This is a genomic window from Bifidobacterium miconis (assembly GCF_019331735.1).
GTDB lineage: Bacteria > Actinomycetota > Actinomycetes > Actinomycetales > Bifidobacteriaceae > Bifidobacterium > Bifidobacterium miconis.
On sequence record NZ_JAHBBH010000037.1, the window covers coordinates 1 to 25,933 of the forward strand.

Here is a 25,933-nt window from a genome sequence, read left to right on the forward strand (position 1 = left end):
CGGCTACATGCACGCCGCCACCGTGGCCCGCGCCCGTACGCTCGAAGGCCCATTCGAGGATTCGCCGTACACGCCGCTCATGACCACGCGCGACGAGCCGACCAACCCGCTGCAGAAGTCCGGCCACTGCTGCTTCCTGCAAATCGGCGACGAATGGTACGTCACGCAGATCTGCGGACGTCCGCTCACCGAACGCGGCAACTGCACGCTCGGCCGCGAAACCGCCATCCAGAAGATCTACTGGACCGAGGACGGCTGGCCACGGCTCATCAACAACACGATCAGCCCCGACCTCACGGTGCCCGCGCCGGCCGTCTCGCAGGGCGTCGTGCAGAAGACCGACCATTCCGAACGCATCGACTTCGCGCCGGACGCGGCCGCGCAGGCATGCGCGCCGCTCACGTCCGTGACCGACCCGGCCATCCCGCCGAGCCTGAAGACCTTGCGCTGCGCGCTTTCGGCTGAAAAGGACTATTCGCTCACCGCGCGTCCCGGCTGGCTGCGCCTGTACGGCGACCAGTCGCTGCGCTCGCAGCATCATCAGGTGCTGTTCGCCCGGCGCTGGGAGGCGTACGACTTCGACGCGGACACGGTGATCGACTTCGATCCCAAGAACTACCAGCAGGTGGCCGGACTGATCCTCTACTACGACACGCAGAACTGGATCTACGCGTACGTGTCGTTCGATTCGGAAGGCACGGACCGCCGCATCCTGCAGGTGCTGCGCTGCGACCACGAGGAGCTGTCGTACGGCTCCGAGGCGGTGGCGCTGGACGACGGTCCGGTGCGCGTGAAGGTCGAGGTACGTCACGCCGTGGCGAACTTCTTCTACGCGCAGGGTGACGGCGTGCCGGGCGGCGATGCGGACGATTCGGCTGGTGCTGCCGACGGGGCTGCGGCCGGTACGACCGGTACGACCGGTACATCCGGTTCCTCGGAGCCGGACTGGCGTCCGCTCGGCGGCGACCAGCCCGCCGATCACATCAGCGACGACTACGTGGAACGCACCATCAAGGGCTGCGCGTTCACCGGCGGCATGGTCGGCATCTGCGCGCAGGACATGGACGCCAAACAGTCGCACGCCGACTTCAAATACTTCGACTATCAGGAACGGTAGCTTTTCTCGGCTCCCCTTGTCAGGGGAGCTGTCGACGAAGTCGACTGAGGGGTAGTCAAAAGGTTGTGCCCTACATTGTCTCAACCCCTCAGCCTCACCGCTTCTGACAGTTCTTGGGCAGGAAAAGTCAAGACGATCACAAACAACGAAAGGAACACAATCATGACATGGGAACTGGCCGCGTCGACCCTCGGCGCACCGTACGACACGATGGACGAACTCGCCCGCACGTTCAAGAACACCGGCGTCAAGCAGATCGAAGTCGCCGTCGGCGACGAAATGAAGTTCACGATGGCTTCGACTGACGACGAGCTCAAGGCCATGCGCGACGAACTGGCCGATAAGGCCGGCGTCTCGATCTTCAGCGTCGACTCGCGCGTGCAGGTGTGCAACACTGACCGCGAGGACGACGAACTGGTCGAAAGCCTTGAACACTGCCTGCACATGGCGTCCGTGCTCGGCGCCAAGTACGTGCGCGTCTTCCCGACTGCTCCGCTTGAGCCGAGCTGGGATCCGGACCGCCTGCCGGGCATGGTCCTGCCGAAGAGCATGAACCTCGCCGGCGTCTCCAAGCGTGGCGCCGAGATCATCGCCCGGGCCTTGCCGACCGCCGACAAGCTCGGCGTGCAGCCGCTCATCGAGACGCACGACAGCCACACCAACGGCGAGCGCAACGCGATCATCCACTACTATCTCGATAAGATCGCGCCGGGCAACCGGGCCGGCTCCATCTGGGACCTCGCCCACCCGTGGCGCGTTGGTGAGGCGCCGGCCACCACGTTCGAGTACTTGAAGCCGTATCTGGTGAATGGCCGCGGCGTCGTGCAGATCAAGGACTGCGCGTTCCCGGGCGACCAGACCCCGGTGCTGCAGGGCACCGGCCGCGTGCCGCTGGCCGAATGCTGCAAGCTGCTCAAGGACGGCGGCTACGCCGGTCCGCTGTCCTTGGAATGGGAGCGTCGCTGGTACCCGCAGGTCGAGCCGCTCGAGGAAGCCCTCGTCGCCGCCCGCAAGGCCATCGAGGCCCTGCCCGCCGAATCCCAGCTGTGATGATCGGGCATGACGGCTGAAGTCATCCTCCCATTGCCGGTGTACCGCGAGGCATTGTGGGCATAAGCAGTCTGATACGGTAATCCCGCACGAACAGGCCGTATGTATGCGGCTTTGACGGAATCCTTGCGGGCTTACTGCCGTTTGACACCTTCGAAACAGCAGTAAGCCCGCAGTCCATTCGTGTCGGGCGCATACATACGGCCTGTTTTGCTCAGTTTGCATTTGGACGGGCCGCCGGTTCACGCCACCACCCCGCCCCACCGCAGGACGATTATCCACAACGCGTTATCCACAGACACGCCAGCAACCCGACCATTTTTCCACAGTGCCCCGTATCGCTTGCGGATTCGGTGCCATTGCCGGCATCATCGCGGTATGAGAGCACACGCAGCCCTTGACCGGCTCATCGCCGACGCGGAATCCAACCAGCGCTGCTTCCAACCGACGAACAATGCGGAACGCAAGGCTGCGACGGTACGGTTGAAGCGCCGAATCATTGTCCGACCGCATCGCAATGTGTATGCGCGGGCTGAATACTGGCAGTCCCTTGACGCCGCCGAGCGTGCGAGACATGTCATCAAGACGTTGTCCTGCCAGTATCCGGGTCGCATTTTCGCCGGAATCAGCGCAGCGGCGATCCTCCGGCTGGAATACCCGTGGGCGTTGCATGACGGAGGCCATGTCGTCCTGGCGTCGTCCCATTCGTCCCGCGCCCAACGGACATACCGCAAGATACGGCGTATTCACATGGCGGATATTCCCGTGCGGGAGGTCCGGTATATGCGGACGAGCGGCGGGGGCATCGGACTCGTTGTGACGAGACCGGGCGAAACGGTGCGCGGCGAGTGTCTCGATCTGGTGAGGATCACGTCGCCGGCGCGCACGTTGGTGGATTGTGGCCTGCAATATCCATTTGCATCGGTTTTGGCGATGTACGATTCGGCCTTGCGTAGGGGATTGGTCGTCCGGGAGGAGATCATTGCGGTATGCGACGGTCTGTCCGTGGACTGCGGTCCTGTATTCCGTCTGCTGCACTATGCGAACCCGCTGAGCGAGAACGGGGGCGAGTCGCGGTGCCGCGCGGTGATCATCGAGGCGGGATTCGTGGTTCCCGATCTGCAGCAGGTGTTTGTGGATCCTCATCATACGGGGAACCTGTACCGGGTTGATTTTGCCTGGCGCCTGCATGACGGGCGCATCGTCGTGTTGGAATACGACGGCATGGCCAAATATGTGGATCCGTCCATGACCAAAGGGCGTGACGTGCGCGGCGTCGTGCACGCGGAGCGCATGCGGGAGGCGGTGCTGCAGCGTGCCGGCGTAACGACCGTGCTGAGGACGAACGCCAGTGAGGTAAGACGGCGGGATCCTCTCATCCGGCAGCTGGAGGATGCGGGGGTGCCGCGTGCGCGCGCTCATTGTTGGCTGGGCGGGTAGTGTTGCCCCAAGGTACAGGAAACATGGCACCGAAATGCGTCCCGTTGGCGATGCGAGTGGCCGTATGTATGTGGCCGCTGCGGAATCCTTGCGGGCTTACTGCCGTTTTAGTCTTCCGAAACGACAGTAAGCCCGCAAGGGGCTCGTCGCGGCCACATACATACGGCCGGATACTACCGGATATGGCCGGTATTGCCGGCACGCCCGTAACGTGATGCGGTCGCATACTGTCATAATGCCCGTACATAGGGCGTGTGGGCCTAGACGGGGCGGTTGTTGTCGTCAGCCGGCAGCAGGTCGTAGGGCATTTGTTTCTTGATCCAATAAAAGACGAGCAGTATGAACACGAGCAGGCCGGACCGCGGGATCAGCTGCGCGAAGACGACGATCACGAACACGGCCGTGCGCGCCGCGTAGAACAACACGCGCCGCCAGCCCGACCGCACCCGCGTCTCGCAGGTCATGTGCGTGAACCCGCCGCCGAGCGTGCGCCCGCCGCGCATCCACGGCACCAGCAGCTCGAAGACGAGCAACGCGACCAGCGTCACCACGTCGGAGAACGTGACGTCGTTGCCGAACACGTGACCGACGACCGGGATCGCCTGCCACGTCGCGATGTCGCGCAGCACGAACATGTCGTACAGCACCGTGATGAGCATGGTCGTCGGCATGGCCACGGCCGTGATCACCGTCAGATCGATGATGTACGCGATGCAGCGACGCAGGAATCCCGGCTGCGTCACCGTCGTCAGATCGTGCGCGCGCGGCGGCACGAGCCGGTCGAACAGACGCGCGCCGGCGTAGCCGAGCAGCGCGCCCAGCGTGTTCGTGATGAGATCGTCCACGTCGAACAGGCGGTACGAGCACGGATAGAAGCCGAGGAATCCGGTCAGTTGCAGCGTTTCGATCATCAGACTCGTCGCGAAGCCGACCGGCAGGGCCGCGGCGAGCGGCCAGCGGAACACGCGGCCTATGATGAAGCCGAGCGGCAGGAAGAACACGACATTCAGTGCGAGCTGCATGATCGCGGACAGACCGTCGGTGCGGATGTCGCCGATGAACTGCAGCGGGTTGAGCTGCGGCGCGAGATGATGCGCCGCGCAGTAGGCGACCGGATCCTCCGGCATCGGGTAGAGCGTGAAGCACAGCAAGCCGATCGCGTACAGCACCGTGCCATACGCGACGAGTGCCTGCGACAAGCGGATGCGATTGTAGCGGTGGTACAGCAGCGCCAGCACCGGCACCGTGAGCACGGCCGACACGAACGGCCACAAGGCGACCGCCAGCATGAACGGCCGGCTGAAATAGGCGATGTATCCCATGGTTTTCCTTCTCTCGAACCTACGCGACACTGTACCTCGCATGTCTGCAGCCTGCCGTCGTCCTGCGGAATGACGTACGGCATCATCCGTGGGAGGATTGGACCCATGTGCGGGCTTGGCGGAACCGGGACGAGTCCCCGCGTTGCTAAAGAACGCGGCTTGTATGCCTGAAGCGGTTGCGATGTGTCAGTGCCGGCTCGAGAAGGAATCACGAGGCGCGGTGATCGATTCGCGCGGAATGAACGTGACGGGGAAGACAGGATGCTCGTCTTGGTCGACCGGCAGACGCAGCGCGAGTCGGGCGGCGTAGTCGCCGATGCGTTCATACGGCACACTGACGCTGCTCAGCGGCGGTGTGACGGTATCGTCGGTGGACAGATCGTCGAATCCGGTGACGGACAGATCGTCGGGCAGCCGCAGGCCGAGACTGCGCGCGATACGGTACACGCGGTATGCGGCGAAGTCGGTGACGCAGACGAGCGCGGTCGGACGGCGATCGTCGTCGTGAGTCAGCAGCGTACGAATGGTCGGGTCAAGATCGTTGATGACATTGGCGGACCTGACCACCAACGGATCGTCGACGTCCGTCATGCGCCCATGTTCCCGCATCGCGTCCTGGAATCCGAGAAAACGTTCATGGGCGGTGGTGCGTTCCTCATAACCGAGAAACGCGATGCGCCGGTGACCGGCGTCCAGCAGCGCGCTCGTCGCCAGGTATGCGCCGCGTCGCTGGTCATAGGACACGGAAGGGACGCCGTCCAATCCCGGCATCCGGGGGCTGCCGCACAGCACCAGCGTCGCGTGCACCGCGGCGAGCGTGTCCCGGTAATGGGTGAACCGTTCGAGACAGGCTTCGTCCATGCTGCGCGATCCGACCAGCAGCACGCCTGTGGTGCGCTGTCGCGCGAGGGTGGATATCGCGGTGCGTGCGGCCTGCGGATCGTTCCGCGTTGCGTTCATGAGTAGCATGGCGTTGTGCTGCTTTGCCACTTGATCGACGCCCTGCGCGATGTGCGCGAACGGTTCGGCAAGAAATGCGGTGGTGACGAACGCCAGTGTTTTCGTGCCCACGCCCATCATCGACTGCGCGAGTCCGTTGACCACGTAATTGAGTTCGCGGGCGGCCTGCTCCACACGGGCGCGGGTGTCTTTGCCGATGCGCGGATTGCCTGCCAGTGCGCGGGACGCGGTGGAAACGGACACTCCTGCACGACGGGCGACGTCCTTCATCGTCACGCCTCCGCTGGCGCGCGGGCCGGACGTAACGGACGGGGGCGTCGCAGATTGTGTCATGGGATATCGCTTTCCTCGGCATTGCCGTGATGCTGTGCGCGGGCATCGCGTGACGATGGTCGGTGATGCGCGGATCGGCGCGGCTATCGGTAGGTCGCAGCGTCGCGCCGGCTTGGGTGGTTCTGTTGCGATTATGGCCGATGTTTGAGCCGTTCGCAAGCGCATGGGCGACGTGTTGCGAGGCGGTTGGCCGCATGGGGGCTTGTGTTGCGATGATGTGCGAAACGCCGATTTGCAACTAGTTGCACAATCCTGTATATTCATTATTCGGAAAGCGCTTACCAAGAAGTTTGATAAGCGCAGGGCGTTGCCCGGCAAGCCGAAGGCGGAACCGGACGATGACGCTCATAACGACTGAAACACACATCCGTACAGCAAAGGAGCAGACTGATGAGCTCTGCAATAAGCGATACCGTGGATCCGGCGCAATCCGTCGCCGCCAACGGCCCGAAGGACACGGGCAAATTCCCCTGGCGCCCGTCGATGGCGCAGTTCTTCGCCATCATCGGCTGGTACGCGCCGTTCTTCGGCATCTCCGCCGCGCTGTTGCCGGCCAAGCTGGCACAGGTGGCCCCCGACCAAAAGACCGATCTGCTTGCCCAGAGCACCACGGTCGCCATGTTCATCGCCATCTTCGCGGGCATCATTTTCGGCGCGCTCTCCGACATGACCCGCACCCGCTGGGGCGGCCGCTCGCCGTGGATCATTCTCGGCGCGATTTTCGGCACCCTCGGACTGCTCGTCTTCGCGCTGAGCGGCAACGTCACCGTCGTCATGCTCGCCTGGTTCTTCTACGTGGTCTGCTACAACGCGATCGTGTCCGCCGGCATGGCGTGGATGCCTGACCTTATTCCGTCCAAGTACCGTGGCTCGGCATCCGCCATCTTCGGCGTTGCCACGCAGATCGGCCTCAACGGCGCGCAGTCGCTCGGCTCGCTGTTCATCACCAACGTGCCGACCGGCGTGTTCGTGCTGCTCGTCATCTCCGACGTCCTGCTCTTCGTCGCCGTCGTCGTGTGCAAGGAGCCGTCGAATCTCGACAAGCCGCGCGGCAAGTTCGATGTTTCGCAGTTCAAGGACTTCCTGCCTCCGATGCACGCCGGCCGCGACTACTGGTTCGCCGCGATCGCCCGCTTCATGTTCATGATGCCCGGCGGCATCGGCACCTACCGCCTGTTCACGCTGACCGACTATATGCACCAGTCCGACGCGGACGCCGCGAAGTGGATGAGCTTCATGGCGCTGCTCAACCTCATCCTCGCCGTCGTCTCCGCCGCGATCGCCGGCCCGCTCTCCGACCTGTTCAAGTCCATCAAGATTCCGTGCGCGCTCGCCGTGTTCGCGGTCGGTATCCCGTGCTGGCTGCCGTTCTTCATTCCGAACCCGCTCATGTACACGATCTACGTCGCGTTCTCCGGTCTCGGCGGCGGCATCTTCATCTCGCTCGACCAGGCGCTCATGACCTCCGTGCTGCCGAACAACGAGAACGCCGCCAAGGATCTCGCCTTCCTCAACGCCGCAGGCACCGTCGGCCAGCTGCTCGCCCCGCTGCTCGCGTTCGCCGTGCTCAAGGAATTCGGCTATGCGGGTCTGTTCCCGATGGGCTTCATCGTGCTCACGCTCGCCGCGATCTCGATCTTCGGCATCGAGCGGATCAAGTAGCGTTCCCGCGGCCTGTCCCGTCTGCGGGGCGGGACTCTTCTCTATATAATGGAAAGCGTTTACCGTGGATATGGGATCGGCGAAGCATGTGTGCCAACAATCCGCCCTCACGGTAGGCATGACAGTATTTGCAAAGGACTGAACAATGACGATCAACACCAAGCTCACCTACGACGTACACGACTACGGCGCCGTCGCCGACGGCACGACCAACGACGGCCCGTCCATCCAGGCCGCGATCGACGCAGCCACGGCGAACGGCGGCGGCCGCGTCGTGCTTGCCGGCGGCACGTTCCTTGCCGGCACGATCAAGCTCAAGTCGAACGTCACGCTGGAAATCAGCGAGTCGGCGACCCTGCTCGCGAGCCCGAACATCAACGACTACGCGGCCGACGTGCACCACAACCGCTATCGCAACGAAAAGGCGCTCGACCGTTGCTTCATCTACGCTGAAGACCAGCACGACTTCGCGCTCGTCGGCCGCGGCACGATCGACGGCAACGCGTCCGCGTTTCCGAACGAGGGCTCGATCTACCGGCCGATGATGATCCGCATGCTGCGCTGCCGCAACGTGCACGTCGAAAACCTGCGCCTGTACGAGGCCGCCGCGTGGACGACCGCATTCCTCGACAGCGAGTATCTGTGGATCCACGGCCTCGACATCAAAAACGACAAGCGCTACAACGGCGACGGACTCGACTTCGACGGCAGCGCGCACGTCTTCATCTCCGACTGCTACGTGCGCGGCACCGACGACAACTTCTGCCTGCAGTCCAGCAGCAAGGACTATCCGGTGCACGACGTGCACGTCACCAACTGCGAATTCTCCGGCGTGTGCGCGGGCATCCGCATCGGGCTGAAGTCCATCGGCGACATCTACAACGTGAGCATCTCGAACTGCACGCTCAACCGCGTCTGGCGCGAGGGCATCAAGCTCGAAAGCACCGAAGGCGGCTCGATCAGCGACATTTCCATCAGCAACATCGTCATGCGCGACGTGACCCGTCCGATCTTCGCCGTACTCAACAACCGCTTCGAACTCGACGACTACGGCACATCCGTCGAACTCGACCACATGCCCGAAATCGGCACCATGTCGCGCATCTCGATCAGCAACCTGATCGCGACCGACGACGAGGAGATGACGAACGTGCACCGCCGCTTCACCGACGACGTGATGGGCGAGCCGCGCTTCGCCGGCATCCGCTTCGATGCGGCCGACGGACACCCGATCGAAGACGTGACGCTCGACAACGTGCGCTACACGTTCATCGGCGGCGTGAAGCTCGCCGACATCCCACCGCTGGACGAGTATCCGCGGCTCGTCGACAAGCTCGCCGAACCGGACGTCAAGTCCAGCGAGAACTACTGGCCCGACTGGTCGCGCACCGCGTTCATGGACCTGCGCAACGTGCACGGCCTTGAGCTCAACCGCATCCGCCTGCGTTCGATCCGCCCCGACGAGCGCCCCGCCGTCCTGCTCGACGGCTGCGCCACGGTCGCCAACCCCGACGTCACCGTCGACGGCAAGCGGCTGTAAGGAGTCTATCGGCGCTCATCGCGTCGGCCGTGCGGTTCCGCGTATCGCGCAGGTCAACACCATGGGCTTCTTCCGACTGCGGAAGGGGCCCATTATCGTATCGATCGCAAGCCGGACAAGATGCCTCCGACCATGGAGACGCCCCCGACGAGCGTGAACAGCGCGCCGAAGGCGAACAGGCCGAACTCAAGCCAGAAGTCCTCCTTGTCGTCGGGCAGCCAGGCTGTCTGCGGATCGAGCGGGTCGAAACGGACCCGCACCCGGCTTCCCGTCACCCATTGCGAATGATTGTTCGACGTCGTGCCCTTCACCGTATACGTCCGCCCCGCCACCTGATAGTCGATTTCCGGGCTGTACAGGGCGTTCTCGCCGTTGTAGCCTTCGTCAACGCGCGCCGTGCCCATGATTTCCTCGGTGCAGCGCGCGTGCAGATCGCGGTCGTAGAGCCGGCCGCGCACGTTGGCGATAGTGAGGAGCAGGCCGACAAGAAAGAAGAAGCCGCCGACTGCCAGCGGCACGAGGATCGCCGGATTCGTGAGGTTGCGTATGAAATCGTGCATCGTTGCGTCTCCTTGCTGCGCGTTGTCACGGCGTATGGATACGGTTCCGTCGCGTTGCGGTTTTGTCGTGTCGTGGTTTTGCCGTGCCGCAGTAGAGAATGCCGGCGCGGCGATTCACCGGATCCAGCCGAGGAACTGCAAGAGGCCGTCGATCATGATGCCGATGCCGATCGTCATCCAGACCACGCCTAACGTCAGCATGATCAGGCGGGACCGTCGGGTCGCGCGATCGTCCGGCAGCCATGCGACGCGCGGGTCGAACGGATCGTATCGGACGCGCGTGTCGTAGCCGACCTTCAGGCTTGATCTGCTCATCGACGCGTCCGGTCGCACCGTGTACTGCCGCCCGGCGACCGTGTATTCGATCTCCGGCTTGTACGTCGTGCCGTCGTTGTCGCTGTATGTGATCATGCGCGCGACCAGTCCCGTCGTCTCTTCGGTGCATCTGGCGGCCAGCTTGCGCGTGCGCAGTACGCCGTGCAGCCCGATGATCGCGAAGACCAGTCCGACGAACAGGAACGTGCCGCCCGCGATCAGCACGCCCGACAGGCTTTCGTTCATGATGCACTTCCTTGTGGTTTTTATATATAGGTATGTTCCATCATTGCGCGCGGGGCCGGCCGGCTTGCCGTGAGCAGATGAACATACAGCGAATTCAGGCCATGGCATGCGGCTCGCCCGATGACGATCTTTTTGCCGTTGCCGCCCGTCGATGCGCCGCTTATGACCTCGTCGGGTCCTGCGGACATGGTCTTGCGAAACAGTCCTGCGAAACAGTCCTGCCTGACGGTCCTGTCTAACGGTCCTGCACAAGAGGGAAGTCTGACGTGATGATGCCGGCGATGCGGCAGGCTGTACCGATGTTGTGGGCATGGACGGGACAGTATCCGTGTTCCGTGCTTGCCGCGGTGACGGAGGAATTCCGATCGTGGGCATAACCCGGTCATTTCCGTCCATAGTCGTGGGTGTGAACCGACCATGTGCAAAATCGTGGGCATGAACGGTATATGAGCGGGCGAGAATGGGGCTGTTCGTATACCGTCCATGCCCACGATCCCGTGGCGGCGTACCGTCTATGCCCACAGTGCCATGACACTGGAAGGATGGTGCAGGCATTCGAACGTCCGGTCCGAGTGGATGGTTGAGTGGATGGTCGAGTGGATGGTCCGCCGCATGGCTTGAGGATGGTTGGCGCCCGTCATCCGCCGAGATGCGTGTCGAGCGTGCATCGAGAAGCCTGTTTGGACGAAGCGAGTTGTGATACGACGGGGGAATTGCTCGCGGTGTTACGTGGACTGTTGCGTAATGGGTTACGTTTTTGGCTGGGCGATGGCGGGGGATTGGTTGGTGTCGATGATGCCGTCGCGTACGCGACACGCGGTAAAGTGACACGATTGAAAGTTTTTGAAAATACTGAAATGATACCGATTTGCCAGTTTTTCAACGATGGTGGCGCAAACATGGTAAGCGCTTACCGGCGTGTCGCGTAAGAGATGATTTGTTGCGTAACTGGTTACGTGATATGGTGATAACCAACAGAACAACAGAGCGGAAACGGACACGAAGTCTGTGACGTTCCCGCATTCCGGCCGGTTGGCGCGATGTCCGCGTGGATCGGGGTTCTCGGTGAGGAGGATTGATGGAACAGGTCAAAAAGACCCCAAGGCTTTTGTCGCATAGCTGGCGCCTGCTGTACATGGTGCTGCCGTTCGCGGCGTTCGTGCTGGTCTTCAACTATTTGCCGCTGCTGGGTTGGTACTTCGCGTTCGTGGACTACCAGCCGGGCGTGGCCCCGTGGGAGATGCCGTTCGTGGGACTCAAGTGGTTCCAGTCGATCGTCTCGTCTCCGGAGCAGATGCACACCATCGGCCGCGTGCTGGTGAACACCCTGGGCATGAGCTTCCTGGGACTCGCCTGCAGCGTCCTGCCGCTGATCTTCGCGATCCTGCTGTATGAGCTCCGCTCCAGCAAGCTGCGCCGCGTGGTGCAGACCCTGACCACCGCGCCGAACTTCGTCAGCTGGGTGCTGGTGTACGCGCTCGTGTTCGCGTTCCTGTCCGTCGACAACGGCGTGGTCAACAACCTGCTCGTCGACTGGGGCGTCATCAAGCAGCCGATCAACTTCCTGCTGAGCTCCGACCACATGTGGCTCAAGATGACCGCCTTGGGCATCTGGAAGTCCATCGGCTGGTCCGCGATCATGTACCTGGCCGCGATCAACGGCATCGACCAGGAGCTGTACGAGGCCGCGTCGATCGACGGTGCGAACCGCTTCCAGCGTGCGATCCACATCACCGTGCCGGGCCTGCTGCCCACGTTCTTCGTGCTGCTGCTCATGAGCGTGGCGAACATCATCAACACGGGCATGGACCAGTACTTCGTCTTCTCCAACGCCATGAACAAGGATTCTTTGGAAGTGCTTGACCTGTACACGTACAACATCGGCATTTCGCAGGGCAACTTCTCGTTCGCCACCGTGATCTCCATCCTCAAGACCGTCGTCTCCCTGGCGCTGCTGTTCTCCGTGAACGGCATCTCCAAGAAGGTCCGCGGCAACTCGATCTTCTAGTCCGGCCGCATAGCCTCATTCGATAAGCAAAGGAGCATTGATCATGTCCGCACAGGCGATTTCGGCCGTCAAGCCCGCCAGGGCCGCCAAGCCGGCCAAGGCCGTGAAGGCCAAGAAGGATTCGCGCAACCCGATGGACCAGCTGTCGACCGGCGAGAAGGTGTTCAACGTGTGCAACACCATCTTCATGGTGTTCATGGCGTTCATCTGCTTCTACCCGTTCTGGTACATCTTCATCAACACCATCTCGAACAACAAGCTCAGTGCCGACGGCAAGGTCCTGTTCTGGCCTCAGGGCATCCACTTCGACAACTATAAGACGATTTTCGAGCTGCCTGGCATCGCGAACGCGACCGTCGTGTCCGTGCTGCGCACCGTGATCGGCACCGTGCTGTGCGTGGCGGTCTCCGCGTTCCTCGGCTTCATGATGACGCAGACGAAGATGGCCCACCGCCAGTTCATCTACCGCTTCTTCGTGGCCACGATGTACGTGAACGCCGGCCTGATCCCGGGCTACATCCTGTTCAACTACCTCGGCCTGTTGGACAACTTCCTCGTGTACGTGATCCCGGGCGCGGTCTCCGCGTTCAACATCGTGCTCGTCAAGACGTACGTCGAGTCGTCCATCCCGCAGTCGCTGCAGGAGGCCGCCGAGATCGACGGCGCCGGCACATGGACCGTGTTCTTCAAGATCGCGCTACCGCTGATGGGCCCGATCCTCGCCACCTTGGCGATCTTCTCCGCCGTCGGCCAGTGGAACAGCTTCATGGACACCGTCCTGTACATCACCAACGACAAGCTGCAGACCCTGCAGTACGTGCTCTACCGCTACCTGTCGCAGGCGCAGGCCATGGCGAACATCATGGCCCAGAACGGCGGCGGCGCCGACATGGCCGCGACCGGCGTGACCACGCAGTCGATCAAGCTGACCGTCACGATGGTCACCGTCCTGCCGATCTTCATCGTCTACCCGTTCATGCAGAAGTACTTCGTCAAGGGCATCACGATCGGCGCTGTTAAAGGCTGATATGAGTTTTGACTTCGCCGGCTCCACGCCCGGCCGGCGAAGCCGACCCCCCCATAACCAAACAATTCGCGGCAAAACCGCACACCCAAAACCGTAACTAGTTACTCAACCGCTCATCGCCAAGCAACTGGTTCCCGGGGAACACGGCCGGCTACCGCAACCCCGAACAACACCACACGTCGCGAGACCACGGCAGGTCCCGCGCCTGACACCCCCAAAGAAGGAGAAACCCATGAACAAGAAGTACATCGCCCGCATGAGCGCGGCGGCAGCCGCAGCGGCCATGGTCGTCCCGCTGGCGGCCTGCGGCGGCGGCACCGCGGCCGGCAACCCGAACGAGATCACGATCTTCTCGCAGGGCGCCACCTACGAAGGCACCCTCGACGGCTACGTCGGCAAGGGCATCAAGGATGCGACCGGACTCACCGTCAAGGTCACCCCGTCCTCCGTCGGCGGCACCGACCGCTTCCAGACCAAGCTGACCACCGGCAACCTCGGCGACCTCGTCCTGTTCGGCAGCCGCGACGCCTTGAAGCAGGCCATCGACGCCGGCCAGGTGCTCGACCTGAACACCGTCAAGGACAAGCTGCCCAACGTGTTCCGCTTCAAGGACGGCGTGAAGCGCATGGAGAAGCTCGACTCCGGCAAGGTGTACGCCATCCCGTCCGGCGTGGCCGAAAAGGCCGAGCTGTCCAAGGGCGACCCGGTCAACGTGCCGGCCATGCGCTACGACTACTACAAGGAACTCGGCTCCCCGGAGATCAAGGACTACTGGGGGTACAAGGACGTGGCCGAAGCCATGGCCAAGGCCCACCCGAAGACCGAGAAGGGCGACAACTTCTACGCGCTGAGCCTCTTCGGCGGCTGGGACGGCACCTCCGCCGAGCAGATCCGCTCCATCGCTTACGCGAACGGCTGGACCAAGAACGACGGCATCAACGGCTACACGTTCATCAACATGGACCCGATCAACAAGAAGGTTCAGGACCTGCTCGAGGACGACAGCCTCTACCTGCAGGGCCTCAAGTGGGCGAACTCCATCTATCAGGACGGCATGCTCGACCCGGATTCCGCCACGCAGACTTGGGACGACTACCTCAAGAAGGCCGAGAAAGGCCAGTCCGCCATGTGGATCTACGGTTACATGGGCAACCTGAACTTCAACCCGGTCAACAAGGACCTCACCGCCCAGAAGAAGGGCTATGAGCGCATTTCCAACGATTCCATGAACGTCGTCGAGAACGTGTCCACCATCGGCGGCACCGAGGGCTGGTTCTGGGGCGTGGCCAAGAACGCCAAGAACCAGGCCGGCGCGCTCAAGTTCCTCAACTACATGTACGGCGACGAGGGCTCCTTCACCTTCGAGAACGGCCCGGAGGGCGTGCTGTGGAAGATGAACGCCGACGGCAAGCCGGAACTCACCGACCTCGGCAAGGGCGACTGGTCGGCCACCGTGCCCGACAGCCTCGGCGGCGGCCATGTCAACGAGACCTTCAAGGCCCGCGTCAACGGCCCGACCGTGAACGTCAACGCCGTCAACCCGAAGTACAACTCCGTGTCCGTTTACAACCAGTGGGACACCTACCTGACCGACAACGCCAGCGAGCTTGACAAGGAATGGACCGCCGACCACGACGGCGCCTTGAACATGAAGGCCGCTATGGTCAAGGACAAGACGGTCACCGCCTTCCCGGCCAAGAACGTTTCTCAGATGGAGTGGAGCAAGGAGGACCAGGTGGTCGTCAGCCAGGTCGGCGACGTCATCAAGCAGTACTCCTGGAAGATGATCTATGCCAAGGACAACGCCGAGTTCGACAGCCTCGAGAAGGACATGGTCAAGAAGGCCAAGGCTCTCGGTTACGACAAGCTCGTCAAGTTCGAAACCAAGTTCGCGCAGGAATACTTCGACGCCGAGTGACCCATCACCAGCCGGCCGACGCTGAACCGGTCGGCTGCCCCAGAACGGCTCCCCGTTCCCGCTTCACGGGGAAGGGGAGCCTTCCCCGTATCGCACGGACAACACGCACGGACATCGCAAACGCCGCCGACGGCAGGCAGCACACCAAGGAGCATCGTCATGAACAAACAGGCAGTCGCCCAGAAGGTCTACGAGATCACGCTGCTGATCTCGCGTCTCGCCCTGATGAACCTCATGTGGATCGCGTTCACCCTGCTCGGCGGCGTCGTGTTCGGCCTCGTGCCGGCCACCGTCGCGATCGTCGGCGTGTTCCGCTCCTACGAGCGCGAAGGTGACGCGTTCCGCTGGTCGGTGCGCGCATGGCAGCTGTACAAGGCCGCGTTCCGCCGCTTCTGGCTCGTCTCGTTCCTATTCGTCGCCGTGTGCGCGAGCCTGACGCTCAGCCTGTGGGTGCTCAGGTACCAGAACGGCCCGTGGCTCGTGCCGCTCGTCGCGCTCGTCTACGTCGCCGCGCTCGTGCTGCCGTATCTGGCCGCGAACGAGGCGAACTTCGAGCTGACGATCACCGCGCTCATCAAGAACTCGCTGCTGCTGCCGGCCATGTGGACGCTCACGTCGATCAAGATCCTGACCGTCGAGGCGATCACCGTTGTGCTGTGCGCGCTGCTGCCCGGCCTGATCCCGGTCATGTGCGCGAGCGTGCCGCTGTTCGTGGTCTCCGCGCTCATCACCGCGCGCTGGAACAAGCAGCTGCGCCTGCTCGGCAAGGACGAGCTGCCGATCGCCGACGAACAGCGTCCGGCCGGCGCGTCCGGACAGTCCGATGCGGCAGGCCGGTCCGGCGACGGACGCGCGCCGATGATCGCGACGTCGACGATCTGACCGGCGACGGGACGGTCGCGACGCGACCGTGAGCCGCGATCGCAGCGACGATCGCACGCACGACGCGACGACGATCATCGCGCATCGCACGACAAGACCAATTCCGCACACGATACGAACGTGATTACTCACGCAACCGAAAGAAGAGAGGACCATGACTGACACCACATACGCGGTGCTCGTGCACGGCTGGGCAGGCTCGCCGCGCGTCTGGGACGGCATCGACTGGCCCGACGACTGGAACGTGCACGCCTACACGCTGCCCGGCCACGGCGAACGCCGCGACGACGGCCCGTGGACGATCCCGTCCGCCGCCGAAGACCTCGCCGACTACATCCGCAACACGGTTCCGGCAGGCAAGCAGGCGCTGCTCATCGCGCATTCGATGGGCGGACAGCTCTCGCTCGCCGTGCACGCGAACCATCCCGAACTCGTCGCCGGCGAAGTCGTCATTGACCCCGCGTACGGCGCGATGGGCGAGGAGGCGACGCGTGCGTTCCACGAACGCTTCCTTGAGCGCATGAGCGACGATCCGACCAAGGCCGTGCTCGATTTCATCGAAGGCGCGCACTCGCCGGCCATCCCCGGCGACGTGTGGAACGGCGTGCTCAGCGACGTGCACCGCACCAACCCGCAGGCGCTCGTCGACTACTACGTGTCCGAATACCTCGCGCCCGGCGCGTTCGGCGTCTGCGACCAGACGGTTCCGGTCGCACGCAAGCGCACCAAGCCGACGTTCGGCATCTATCCGGGCGTCGAACGCGCGCGGTTCGAACAGTCCTGCGGCACGTTCGACGTGACCGTGTGGAGCGGCGGCCATCGGCACTTCCTCTTCCTCGAGGATCCGCGCCGCTTCCGCGACGAGGTCGTCGGCTGGGCGCTCTCGCGCAAGCTGTACGTGCCGAGTCCCGCGCACCTGACTGCGATCGCGGCATAGGACGGCCCGGTGGGGGAGCCGTCGCTCGAAGTCCCGATCGGACGCGGCCCGCAGACGCGCCTTGCGCGCGTTCCCCATCCCCAAACCGTTCACCTGATTGACCAACGAGGCGATTACCATGTCGAAACCAGTTACGCACACCACGCGAGGCAATGGGAGACGAATCGTGGCCGATCAGATCCAAGGCGGAAGCAGCCAAAATCAGACCATCGACAACGGCAAATCCAAGTCCGGGCCGGCGAAAACCGGCAACCTCAACATCCGCGACATCGCGAAGGCGGCCGGCGTGTCCGTGGCGTCCGTGTCGCGCGCGCTCAACGGACAGCCCGGCATCTCCGAGGCGACCCGCGAACGCGTGCAGTCCGTGGCCAAGGAGCTCGGCTACGTGCCGAACATCCACGCCAAGGCGCTCACCACGCCGCCCAACGCGGTCACGCTCGTCGCCGCCGGCATCACCGGCGGCACCTACGCCGACATGATGGCCGCAGTGGACGAGGAGTCGTACCGGCAGCATCTGAACTTCCGCCTGTTCTCCACCCGGTTCAAGGGCATGAGCGGCGACGAGATGGCCAGCCAGCTGCTCGCGCAGCGCTCGCGCATCGTCGTCGTGATGCAGGGGTCCATGTCCGACGAAGCCCTGATCGACATCGTCGGCCAGTTCGACCAGCAGCCGGACACCTCGCTTGTCGCGCTTGCGCGGCCGCGTCTGGACCTGCCCGAGTCGGTGGCGGTGGTCGACTACGACAACGAGGCCGGCATGCGCGAGCTGACCAACTACATGATCTCGCTCGGCCACCGCAAATTCCTGTTCGTGGGCGTGCGCGAGGGCGAGCCGGTGTTCACCGCGCGCTACCAGGGGTTTTTGGGCGCGCTCGCGGACGCGGGCATCGAGCATGATCCGTCGCGCGACGTGGCGTACAGCCGCAACCGCGTCGAGTCGGCGGGCAATTTCCGTACCGTCTGCCGTGCGGGGTTGGATTGCACGGCGATCGTGGGCGTGACCGATGAGGTCGCGCTCGACGTGATCCTCACGCTCAAGAAGATGGGCAGGCGCGTGCCGTACGACTATTCGGTCGCCGGATTCGACGATATGCCGTACGCGGAGGGTTTGATCGTGCCGCTGACGACGGTGCGCGCGCCGTTCGCCGAAATGGGCGAGATGGCCGTGAAGCTGCCGTTGGCGGGGGAGCGGGACATCATCCTGCCGACCCAGCTGGTGGTGCGCGAGTCGGTCATGCCGCCGCGGGGGTGATGTTCGTCGTGATGTTCGTGACATTGGCGTGGGTTGTGGGCGGTTACTCTCACCGATGTCACGGAACGGATGCCGTTGGCGTGACATCGGTGAGGGTGTGGATCGATTACCAGCGTGAATGTCCCGCTCATGGCGTGATGCGCGTGACATTCACGCTGGTAACGGTGCCGTGGTGGCGTGAATGTCACGCGGCCATCACGCAGCGGGCGCGTGATTGGGCAATGCTCGGCTCTTCGAACCTTCACCATTCCCTTAAATCATGGTTATTCATGGTCGGCCGTGGTGGCCGTCCGCAATACAAGGAGTAGTCTCATGCGATATCTTCCGGAACACACCGTGATCGACGTGACGCGGTGGGAGCGCGCGGGCGTGCCCGGCGGCGTCAGGTTCACGCATCCGAACCCGAACCACAAGAAGTTGTGGGATGTGCACGGGTTCTGGGAGTCGAACGATCACGCGGCCGACGTGCTCGACTGGTACGGCCTCGAACTGGCCGCCGACGTGGCCGCGCCGACGCGGGTGACGGTGACGCTGACCTGTTCCCTGTGCCGCAATCCGCGCGAGGAGGCGCTGCCGGAAGTGACGGCCGCGGCGATGCTGGTGCCGGGGGCTTCGACGTTCGTGCCGTTCGCGCAGTTCTCGTTCGACGAGGGCATGGGCGTGCTGCCCAAGGGCGTGGTCGCCGTGACGGTCGCTGTGGATGCCGGTGCTGCTGCGCATGCCGCCGGCCAGACCGGTGGTGATGCTGTTGCGTCCGATGCGGTTGCCAACATGGCCGCCGGTGATGTCGAGAATGATGCTGCTGCTGTGAATGATGTTGCCGGTTATGCGACGATCGAGCCGACCGTCGTGCGGTTCGTCGCCGCGCGCGAGCTGCTGCTCGGCTGTGCGGTGCGCGGTCGCGCGCTCGTCGCGGACGATCCTTCGTCGACCGCATCGTATGACGTGACGCTGGTGAACATGCTCGACGCGCCGCAGACCGTCACCGCGAGCGTCAAGCGTCACGGCAAGGAAGTCCTCGCGACCGAACTCGCCGACGTGACGGATGCAACAACGGTCAGCGAGAACGACCGGTCCGTGCTGCCGGCCGTCAGCGGCAGGTCGCGGTCCGCCGCCGATCCTGCGGCGCCGACTGCCGGCGACTCGGCAGCGGTGTCCGTGGCGGCTTCATCCGCAACATCGTCCGCATCGCAGCCGTCGGCCGGACAATCGTCGTCGCAGCAGACGTCCAGCCCGCTCGTCGTCACGCTCCGGCCGCGCGAACGTCGCGTCGTGCGTCTGACCGTGCACTCGTCCGAACGACTCGCGCCGTACGGGCACGAGGACCAGCTGCTCGTCGTCACGTCCGCAAGCGGCGCGTCGCAGACCATGCGGTTCGTCACCGTCAACCACTCCGACGACTACCGCACCACGCTCACCAAAGCGGACATCGACGGCATCAAGCACAAGATCGCGACGCAGGACTGGGCCAAGGCCGCCTATCGGCAGCGCTACGAGCAGGCCGAACGCTGGCAGGTGCCCGCCGTCGACCCGGCCGCCGACCACCTGTTCCAGACGCGCAATTCGGACGAAGCGTACAACTGCGTGCTCATCACGCTGCTGAGCGGTGGGCGCCGGTTCGCCGAGAAATCCGCGCAGTTCCTGCGCGAGATGATCGCGCCCGACGGCTACTTCCGCACCATCAAGGGCGGCAGTCAGGAACTCGTGCACGAAGGCGAGTTCTTCAAATTCATCGCGTTCACCGTCGATCACATGCGCGGACTCGACCTGCTGACGGACGCCGAGGTGGCGCGCGTGCACGAAGCTTGCCGCACGTTCATGGAGATCATCCGCTGCGAGATGATGAAGGGCAAGCTGTCCAACTGGCAGCTGTGTGAACTGCAGGGCTGCATCGAATGCGCGGCCGAGATGCAGGACATCGAGGCGATGGACTACTTCATGCACTGCGACGGCGGCATCCTCGACCATCTGTCGCGCGGCGTGCTCGACGACGGTTGGTGGTACGAGTCCGCGATCGGCTACAACTATCTCGCCATGGGCACGTTCCTGCAGCTCATCACCACCGTCGACAAGTGGGGCTTCAACCTGCGCGACATCCAAGTGCCCGCCAGCTACGGCCGATTCAGCGCGTACGACGACCCGATGCTGCCCGCCGCCGACCGCATCGACGGCTTGACCACCGAAATCTGGGGCAAGTTCGAACACAACACGCGCTCCGTCAAGCAGCTCGTGGATTCTTTGACCCCGTTCTTCAGCCACGACGGCGTGATCTTCGGCATGAACGATTCGAGCGAGGACCGTGCCCCCGCCTACCAGCTCATGGACCCGCGCTACGATCTCGCATACCGCATCTACCGCGAGCCGTCGCTGCTGCCGCTGCTCGCCACCGTGCCGCCGGAGAAACGCGACCTGTGGTACGGCGTGGACGAACTGCCGGAGGTCGACGCGGCTGCACTGTCGGCATTCGGGAAATCCGTGACCTCGCCCGTGGGCGGCATCACAATGCTGCGCTCGCAGAAGCCGGGCCGTGATCTGGACGAGCAGTATCAGGTGACGGTCAAGACCGGCGTGCTGGGCGGCGCGCACGGGCATTACGACCGTCTCGCGCTGAATTCGATCCGCCGGTTCGGAAAGAACTTCTACAATCCGGAGAACGTCTGGTACTCGTACCACACGTTCATGTACAAGTTCTACGTGCAGAACTCGGTCACGCACAACATGGCGCTCGTGGATCTGAAACAGCAGGACCCGACGGGCGCGAAGCTGCTGCAGTTCCGCTCCGACCCCGACCTGCAGGTGGTGGTGCAGGAGATCGTCACGCGCTGGTGCAACCCGCCGTACGGCGGCTGGGTCGTGACCTCGGGTGCCGACTTCGCCGAGCAGGCGTGGATCGAGGGGCGTTCGGTCGCGTTGCCCGCCCCGGAAGACGCACCGAAGTACGCGTCGCGCAGCGGCTACACCGAGCCGATCACGCAACGTCGCGCCACGCTCGTGACCGACGACTACATCGTGCTCGTCGACTATCTATCCGGCGAAACGGAACATCAGTACGACGTGCTCATGCACGTCAACGGCCTGCGGTCGATCACCGGCGAACACGGGGGAGTGCTCGCGTATCCGTGCGACGATCCGGCCGACCGCGATCACTTCGCGTACTCGACGGGCGCGGCTCCAGACGGCGGTGTTGCGGATCTGACCTACCGCGGCGTCGATCCGAAGCTCGACCCGTCGCCGTTGTCGAGCGGACAGTTCATCACCGACTGCCACGTCTTCGACGCGCGCGGCACGGTCAAGACGTCGTTCGACGTGGACATGAGCCAGTTCAACGGCGGCAAGTGGATGACGGACACGCGTTCCAACTACAACGCGCCCGGCATCATGCACATGGACGTGTGGTCGGCTTCGCCGACTTCGCGCCAGATCGTCGTTGGCTGCGATCCGGAGTACTACCAAATCCAGCAGAAGCTGCATTATGCGGTGTTCGCGGGTTCCGTGGCGGGTTCGTTCGTCAAGCCGGCGTCCGTGGCCGAGCTGGACGCGGCGGCTGCGGGCGCTTCCGAGACCGTTGCGGACGGCGCGTCGACGCTGGTGCTGGCGGACGACGCGTTCACGCCGGACCGGTACGTGGGCGTGCAGCCGCTCGCGTCGGGCAAGTTCGGCGCGTGGATTTTCGGTTCCGGCGACGTGGACGTGGCCGTGCCGGCCGACGCGAAGTCGCTGACCCTGCAGGCCGTGAGCGACGAGTCGTTCGTGGCCGAGGAAAACGAGCACTGGCCGCCGGTCCCGAGCCTGTTCTGGGGCAACGGCGCGGTCGAGTGCGCGGACGGGACACGCGTACCGATCCGCTCCCTGCCGTACGAGGTCGAGAACACGGTGCCCGTACCGGCCGACGATCTCGACTACGAGGGCGGTCCGGTCAAGATCGACTCCGAGCGCATGGCCACGAGCATCCCCGCGTCTCCGGCGGACGCCGCGTCGCCGGCCGTCGTGCACGTCGACCTGACCGCCGAGTCTGTCGCGGCGCATGGCGGCGCGGTCCGGTTCATGGCGACGGTCGGCGCGGACTATCCGATCGGCGACGAGCGCGATCGTCGCCGCACGCTCGACATCCGCACTTGCGGTCGCGTTGGCAACTTCGTCACCGTCATCGAACAGCACGACGGCACCCCGCAGGTGCGCTCCGTGCACGAAACGCCCGCGGCGGACGGTTGCGGTGGCGTGATCGAGGTCGGTCTGGCCGACGGGCGCACCCAGCGCATCACCGTGTCCGACATGACCCTCGCCAACGCGCACATCACACTGAGCGAGAAGTAGCCGGACGGTCATGAATCGATCGTGGCGAGTCTATCTGCGATTTGAGAGGCAGTTTTCGCGTTCTGCACGGGTCTATCTGCAAACTGAGAGGCAATCGCTGCGGGCGGCCGGTCGAAAACGGCTGCAGTCCGCTTGGATGATGGCGTTGTTCGCCGGTCATATCACGTATGGCTGCCTCTCAGTTTGCGGATAGACCTTTGCAATTCGTGGAAACTGCCTCTCTCTTTGCGGATTGTTCTTTGCAGGCGCGGAATACGGCTTTTGGGTTCCGGGTGCGGGTGTAGTTGAGGGGCTCCTCTGGGCCTATTGCGTGCTTTTCATGGGTAAGCGCTTGCTGTTAAGTTCATTGCATGTGTGGTAAATCGTTGGTTAAGCGTGTCCTTATTATGGTAAGCGCTTACCGAAACGTGGTATAGTGGGTGTCAGGTTGCACAACGAGTCCGTGTTCCTCCCCGGTCGTTGTCGACGAGCCGGCGGAGCGACGCCTTGCGGATCGCGCGGATCGGATACAGGGAAGGAACGAACATGCCATATATCGCCAAACGGATCATCTGCTTTCTGGCCGGACTTGCCGTCGAATCGTTCGGCATCGCGCTCATCACGAAAAGTGACCTCGGCACCTCACCGATCTCGAGTATCGCATGGGTGACGACGCTGCGCTTCCCCTGGATCAGCTTCGGCATCACGACCTTCGCGGTCAACGTCGCGTTCCTCCTCATCGAGATCGCCCTGCTGCGCCGCGACTTCCACCCCGTCCAGTACCTGCAGCTGGCGGCCACGTTCTGGTTCGCGGCCGCGCTCGACGTGAGCATGCGTCTGCTCACGTGGTTCGTGCCGGACGCGTGGTGGAGCCAAGGCGTCGGACTGCTGCTCGGCTGTGCGATCCTGGCGCTCGGCATCTGCATGGAGGTCGCGCCCGGGCTCATCATGGTGCCGGGCGAGGGCGTCGTGAACGCGTTCGCGATTGTGACCAAGGTTCGTTTCGGTACGGTCAAGGTCTGCTTCGACGTGTCGCTGGTCATCATCGCCGGCATCATGTCGTTCGTCTTCTTCGGCCGCATCGACGGGCTCGGACTCGGCACGGTCGTCGCCGCGGTCATCACCGGCCAGATCGTCAACCTGATCAATCGCTTTTGCCGGTTCGTCCCGGCGAAGCCACGTGTGACGGTCCGCTCTGCTGTGGCGGGCGAGCGGTCCTGATGCCTTGGCGCCACTTCATTGCGGCGGCCGCGTTGATGGCGGTGAGCTGGTTCCCGGGATTGGTCGCCACAATCCCGGGAACCGGAAATCGCGCAATAATGCACATTGACGCAGACCCACATTGTTAAAATTTCAGGCAAAGACATGTTCATATGAACATGGGCCGGTTCCCGGGATTTTTCCCGGACAATCCCGGGAACTGAAACCGTCCTTCAGATGCCCGTTTCAGGGAGAGGAACTGCCGTCGGGCAGTCCGTCCGGGGGTTCTTGCCCACCGCCCTTGCCTGCCAAGACGTGGCAAACCTCTGGAAAGCGTTTGCACCCGGAGTACAATCAGGCAGACGAAGGATTTGATCCGGTCTGAAAGGCATCATCAAAGGAGCATTATATGACGCAGGAGTCATCGCAGTCAGCGGACATCGCCGGAACGCAGCGGGAAAACAGGCCGTTCGTCATCTTTTCGTTCCGTCCGGCCGATCTGGTCGACAAGGTCATGGGCCGCGACGCGTGGCGCGAGCTCGACACCGTGGCTGATTACGACCGCGACGAGGCCGGCCGTCCGGTCGTCGTCGAGGACTACCGCGACCCGGAGAACGCCGAACGTATCGCCCGCGCCGACTACATCATCACCGGCTGGGGCGGCGAAAACCTGATCGACGAGACCGTGCTCGCCGCCATGCCGCGCCTCAAGGGCATCTTCGCCGCCAGCGGCGCCGCGGCCCGCATCTTCACGGACGACGCCGCAAAACAGGCGGCCAAGGCGCGCGGCATCGAATTGTCGAACTCCGGCTACATCAACGGCCTGCCGGTCGCCGAATACTGCTTCGCAAACATCCTGCTCGCCAACAAGCAGTTCTTCCGCGCCGAACGCATGTACCACGAACAGCGCGGCTGGGGCGCGTGGGTCGACGTGCAAAGCGTGTTCGCGAACGTCGGCAACTACGAGAAGACCGTCGGACTGGTGTGCGCGTCGTCGCGCATCGGCCGACGGCTCATGACCATGCTGCAGATGACGCGGCTGGACGTGCTCGCGTACGCGATCGACATGTCCGCCGACGAGACTGCGTCGTACGGCGCGACCAAGGCCGATCTCGACACGCTGCTGCGGCAGTCGGACATCGTGTCGCTGCACGCGCCCGACATTCCGCCCCTGCGCGGCATGATCGGCGCGCGCGAGCTCGCGCTGATGAAGGACGGCGCGACGCTGCTCAACTCGGCGCGAGGCCGCGTCGTCGACCACGACGCGCTGATCGCGGAGCTGAAGACGGGACGCATCAACGCGATTCTCGACGTGACCTGGCCCGAGCCGCTGCCGAGCGACTCGCCGCTGTGGGATATGCCGAACGTGATCCTCACGCCGCACATCGCCGGGTCGACCGGTTCCGAACTGCATGCGATGGGGCTCAACGTGGCCGAGGAGCTCGCCCGCGCCGCCGCCGGCAAGCCGCTCAGGTACCGCGAGGAGTACTGACATAACGAGCGCTGCGGCTGGGTGTTTCTCCTCGTTGCTGGGATGTATTTTCCGCGTCGTCGTCGTGCGGCGGCACGCGGTCGGTTTCTCCTCGTTGCTGGAATTGTATTCGAGGAGGGCGCGCTTCAAGGGCGTTGCGAAGGGGCATGTTGCGGGGGGCGGAGGTCATGCGATGGAAAATGGAGGGATTTTTCCATCGCATGACCGGCCGACTGTTCACGCGATGGATTGAAACGGTCCAATGCCGTTCCGTGACCTCGATATCAGGAGTTTTAGAGCGACCCCGCGGTCACGCAATGGAAATTGCCGCTTGCTTGCCATCCCGTGATTACCCGTACAGTCCGCGGAACGGAAAAACACCCTCATTTGCCATTCCGTG

The 25,933-nt window shown here is 63.6% G+C and carries 19 protein-coding genes; 15 read left to right on the forward strand and 4 right to left on the reverse strand.

Features of this window, described 5'->3' with window-relative positions:
- The 3 genes from KIH79_RS10395 to KIH79_RS10405 form a co-directional block, all read left to right on the forward strand.
- A partial coding sequence (locus tag KIH79_RS10395) for a glycoside hydrolase family 43 protein (protein WP_219059303.1) occupies positions 1 to 1,117 on the forward strand: 1,117 nt, incomplete at its 5' end.
- 162 nt (positions 1,118 to 1,279) lie between these two features.
- Complete coding sequence (locus KIH79_RS10400) at positions 1,280 to 2,167, forward strand: sugar phosphate isomerase/epimerase family protein (RefSeq protein ID WP_219059304.1); 888 nt, start codon at positions 1,280 to 1,282, stop codon at positions 2,165 to 2,167.
- 378 nt (positions 2,168 to 2,545) lie between these two features.
- The gene (locus KIH79_RS10405; RefSeq protein WP_236023803.1) at positions 2,546 to 3,607 is read left to right on the forward strand and encodes a CTP synthase; all 1,062 of its coding nucleotides are present in this window, start codon (positions 2,546 to 2,548) and stop codon (positions 3,605 to 3,607) included.
- A gap of 260 nt (positions 3,608 to 3,867) precedes the next feature.
- Here KIH79_RS10405 and KIH79_RS10410 read toward each other — a convergent pair whose 3' ends face one another.
- The gene (locus KIH79_RS10410) at positions 3,868 to 4,929 is read right to left on the reverse strand and encodes a VanZ family protein (protein ID WP_219059305.1); all 1,062 of its coding nucleotides are present in this window, start codon (positions 4,927 to 4,929) and stop codon (positions 3,868 to 3,870) included.
- A 186-nt stretch (positions 4,930 to 5,115) separates the two neighbouring features.
- The gene (locus tag KIH79_RS10415; protein ID WP_219059306.1) at positions 5,116 to 6,222 is read right to left on the reverse strand and encodes a LacI family DNA-binding transcriptional regulator; all 1,107 of its coding nucleotides are present in this window, start codon (positions 6,220 to 6,222) and stop codon (positions 5,116 to 5,118) included.
- A gap of 390 nt (positions 6,223 to 6,612) precedes the next feature.
- Here KIH79_RS10415 and KIH79_RS10420 point away from each other — a divergent pair, with 390 nt between their 5' ends.
- Both KIH79_RS10420 and KIH79_RS10425 read left to right on the forward strand, forming a co-directional pair.
- A complete protein-coding gene (locus KIH79_RS10420) occupies positions 6,613 to 7,884 on the forward strand; it encodes an MFS transporter (RefSeq protein WP_219059307.1) in 1,272 nt (423 codons plus the stop codon).
- A 145-nt stretch (positions 7,885 to 8,029) separates the two neighbouring features.
- Positions 8,030 to 9,424: a glycoside hydrolase family 28 protein gene (locus tag KIH79_RS10425; RefSeq protein ID WP_219059308.1), complete on the forward strand. Its 1,395-nt coding sequence runs from the start codon at positions 8,030 to 8,032 to the stop codon at positions 9,422 to 9,424.
- A 92-nt stretch (positions 9,425 to 9,516) separates the two neighbouring features.
- Here KIH79_RS10425 and KIH79_RS10430 read toward each other — a convergent pair whose 3' ends face one another.
- Together KIH79_RS10430 and KIH79_RS10435 are read right to left on the reverse strand one after the other, a co-directional pair.
- Positions 9,517 to 9,984 (reverse strand): DUF3592 domain-containing protein, encoded by a 468-nt coding sequence (locus tag KIH79_RS10430; RefSeq protein WP_219059309.1) that lies wholly within the window; start codon positions 9,982 to 9,984, stop codon positions 9,517 to 9,519.
- 114 nt (positions 9,985 to 10,098) lie between these two features.
- Entirely contained in the window at positions 10,099 to 10,545 is a 447-nt protein-coding gene (locus tag KIH79_RS10435) for a DUF3592 domain-containing protein (RefSeq protein ID WP_219059310.1), read from the reverse strand.
- A gap of 680 nt (positions 10,546 to 11,225) precedes the next feature.
- On the opposite strand from KIH79_RS10435, the gene KIH79_RS10440 reads away from it, so the two are divergent.
- From KIH79_RS10440 to KIH79_RS10485, 10 genes are all read left to right on the forward strand, one after another.
- Entirely contained in the window at positions 11,226 to 11,474 is a 249-nt protein-coding gene (locus KIH79_RS10440; RefSeq protein WP_219059311.1) for a hypothetical protein, read from the forward strand.
- A 149-nt stretch (positions 11,475 to 11,623) separates the two neighbouring features.
- Positions 11,624 to 12,553, forward strand: a complete 930-nt coding sequence (locus KIH79_RS10445) for an ABC transporter permease (protein WP_033492436.1) — start codon at positions 11,624 to 11,626, stop codon at positions 12,551 to 12,553.
- A 43-nt stretch (positions 12,554 to 12,596) separates the two neighbouring features.
- Positions 12,597 to 13,580, forward strand: coding sequence for a carbohydrate ABC transporter permease (locus KIH79_RS10450; RefSeq protein WP_236023804.1), 984 nt, complete (start codon positions 12,597 to 12,599; stop codon positions 13,578 to 13,580).
- A gap of 232 nt (positions 13,581 to 13,812) precedes the next feature.
- Positions 13,813 to 15,498 (forward strand): extracellular solute-binding protein, encoded by a 1,686-nt coding sequence (locus tag KIH79_RS10455; protein WP_219059312.1) that lies wholly within the window; start codon positions 13,813 to 13,815, stop codon positions 15,496 to 15,498.
- 159 nt (positions 15,499 to 15,657) lie between these two features.
- A complete protein-coding gene (locus tag KIH79_RS10460) occupies positions 15,658 to 16,380 on the forward strand; it encodes a YesL family protein (protein ID WP_219059313.1) in 723 nt (240 codons plus the stop codon).
- A 154-nt stretch (positions 16,381 to 16,534) separates the two neighbouring features.
- A complete protein-coding gene (locus KIH79_RS10465; RefSeq protein WP_219059314.1) occupies positions 16,535 to 17,317 on the forward strand; it encodes an alpha/beta fold hydrolase in 783 nt (260 codons plus the stop codon).
- Between the two features lie 118 nt (positions 17,318 to 17,435).
- Positions 17,436 to 18,569 carry a LacI family DNA-binding transcriptional regulator gene (locus tag KIH79_RS10470; protein WP_219059315.1) on the forward strand — a complete coding sequence of 378 codons (1,134 nt, stop codon included), beginning with the start codon at positions 17,436 to 17,438 and terminating at the stop codon, positions 18,567 to 18,569.
- Positions 18,570 to 18,881: 312 nt separating this feature from the next.
- Positions 18,882 to 22,883 carry a hypothetical protein gene (locus tag KIH79_RS10475; RefSeq protein ID WP_219059316.1) on the forward strand — a complete coding sequence of 1,334 codons (4,002 nt, stop codon included), beginning with the start codon at positions 18,882 to 18,884 and terminating at the stop codon, positions 22,881 to 22,883.
- A 525-nt stretch (positions 22,884 to 23,408) separates the two neighbouring features.
- Positions 23,409 to 24,083, forward strand: coding sequence for a YczE/YyaS/YitT family protein (locus KIH79_RS10480; protein WP_219059317.1), 675 nt, complete (start codon positions 23,409 to 23,411; stop codon positions 24,081 to 24,083).
- Positions 24,084 to 24,471: 388 nt separating this feature from the next.
- Positions 24,472 to 25,554 (forward strand): hydroxyacid dehydrogenase, encoded by a 1,083-nt coding sequence (locus KIH79_RS10485; RefSeq protein WP_219059318.1) that lies wholly within the window; start codon positions 24,472 to 24,474, stop codon positions 25,552 to 25,554.
- Positions 25,555 to 25,933: the final 379 nt, after the last annotated feature.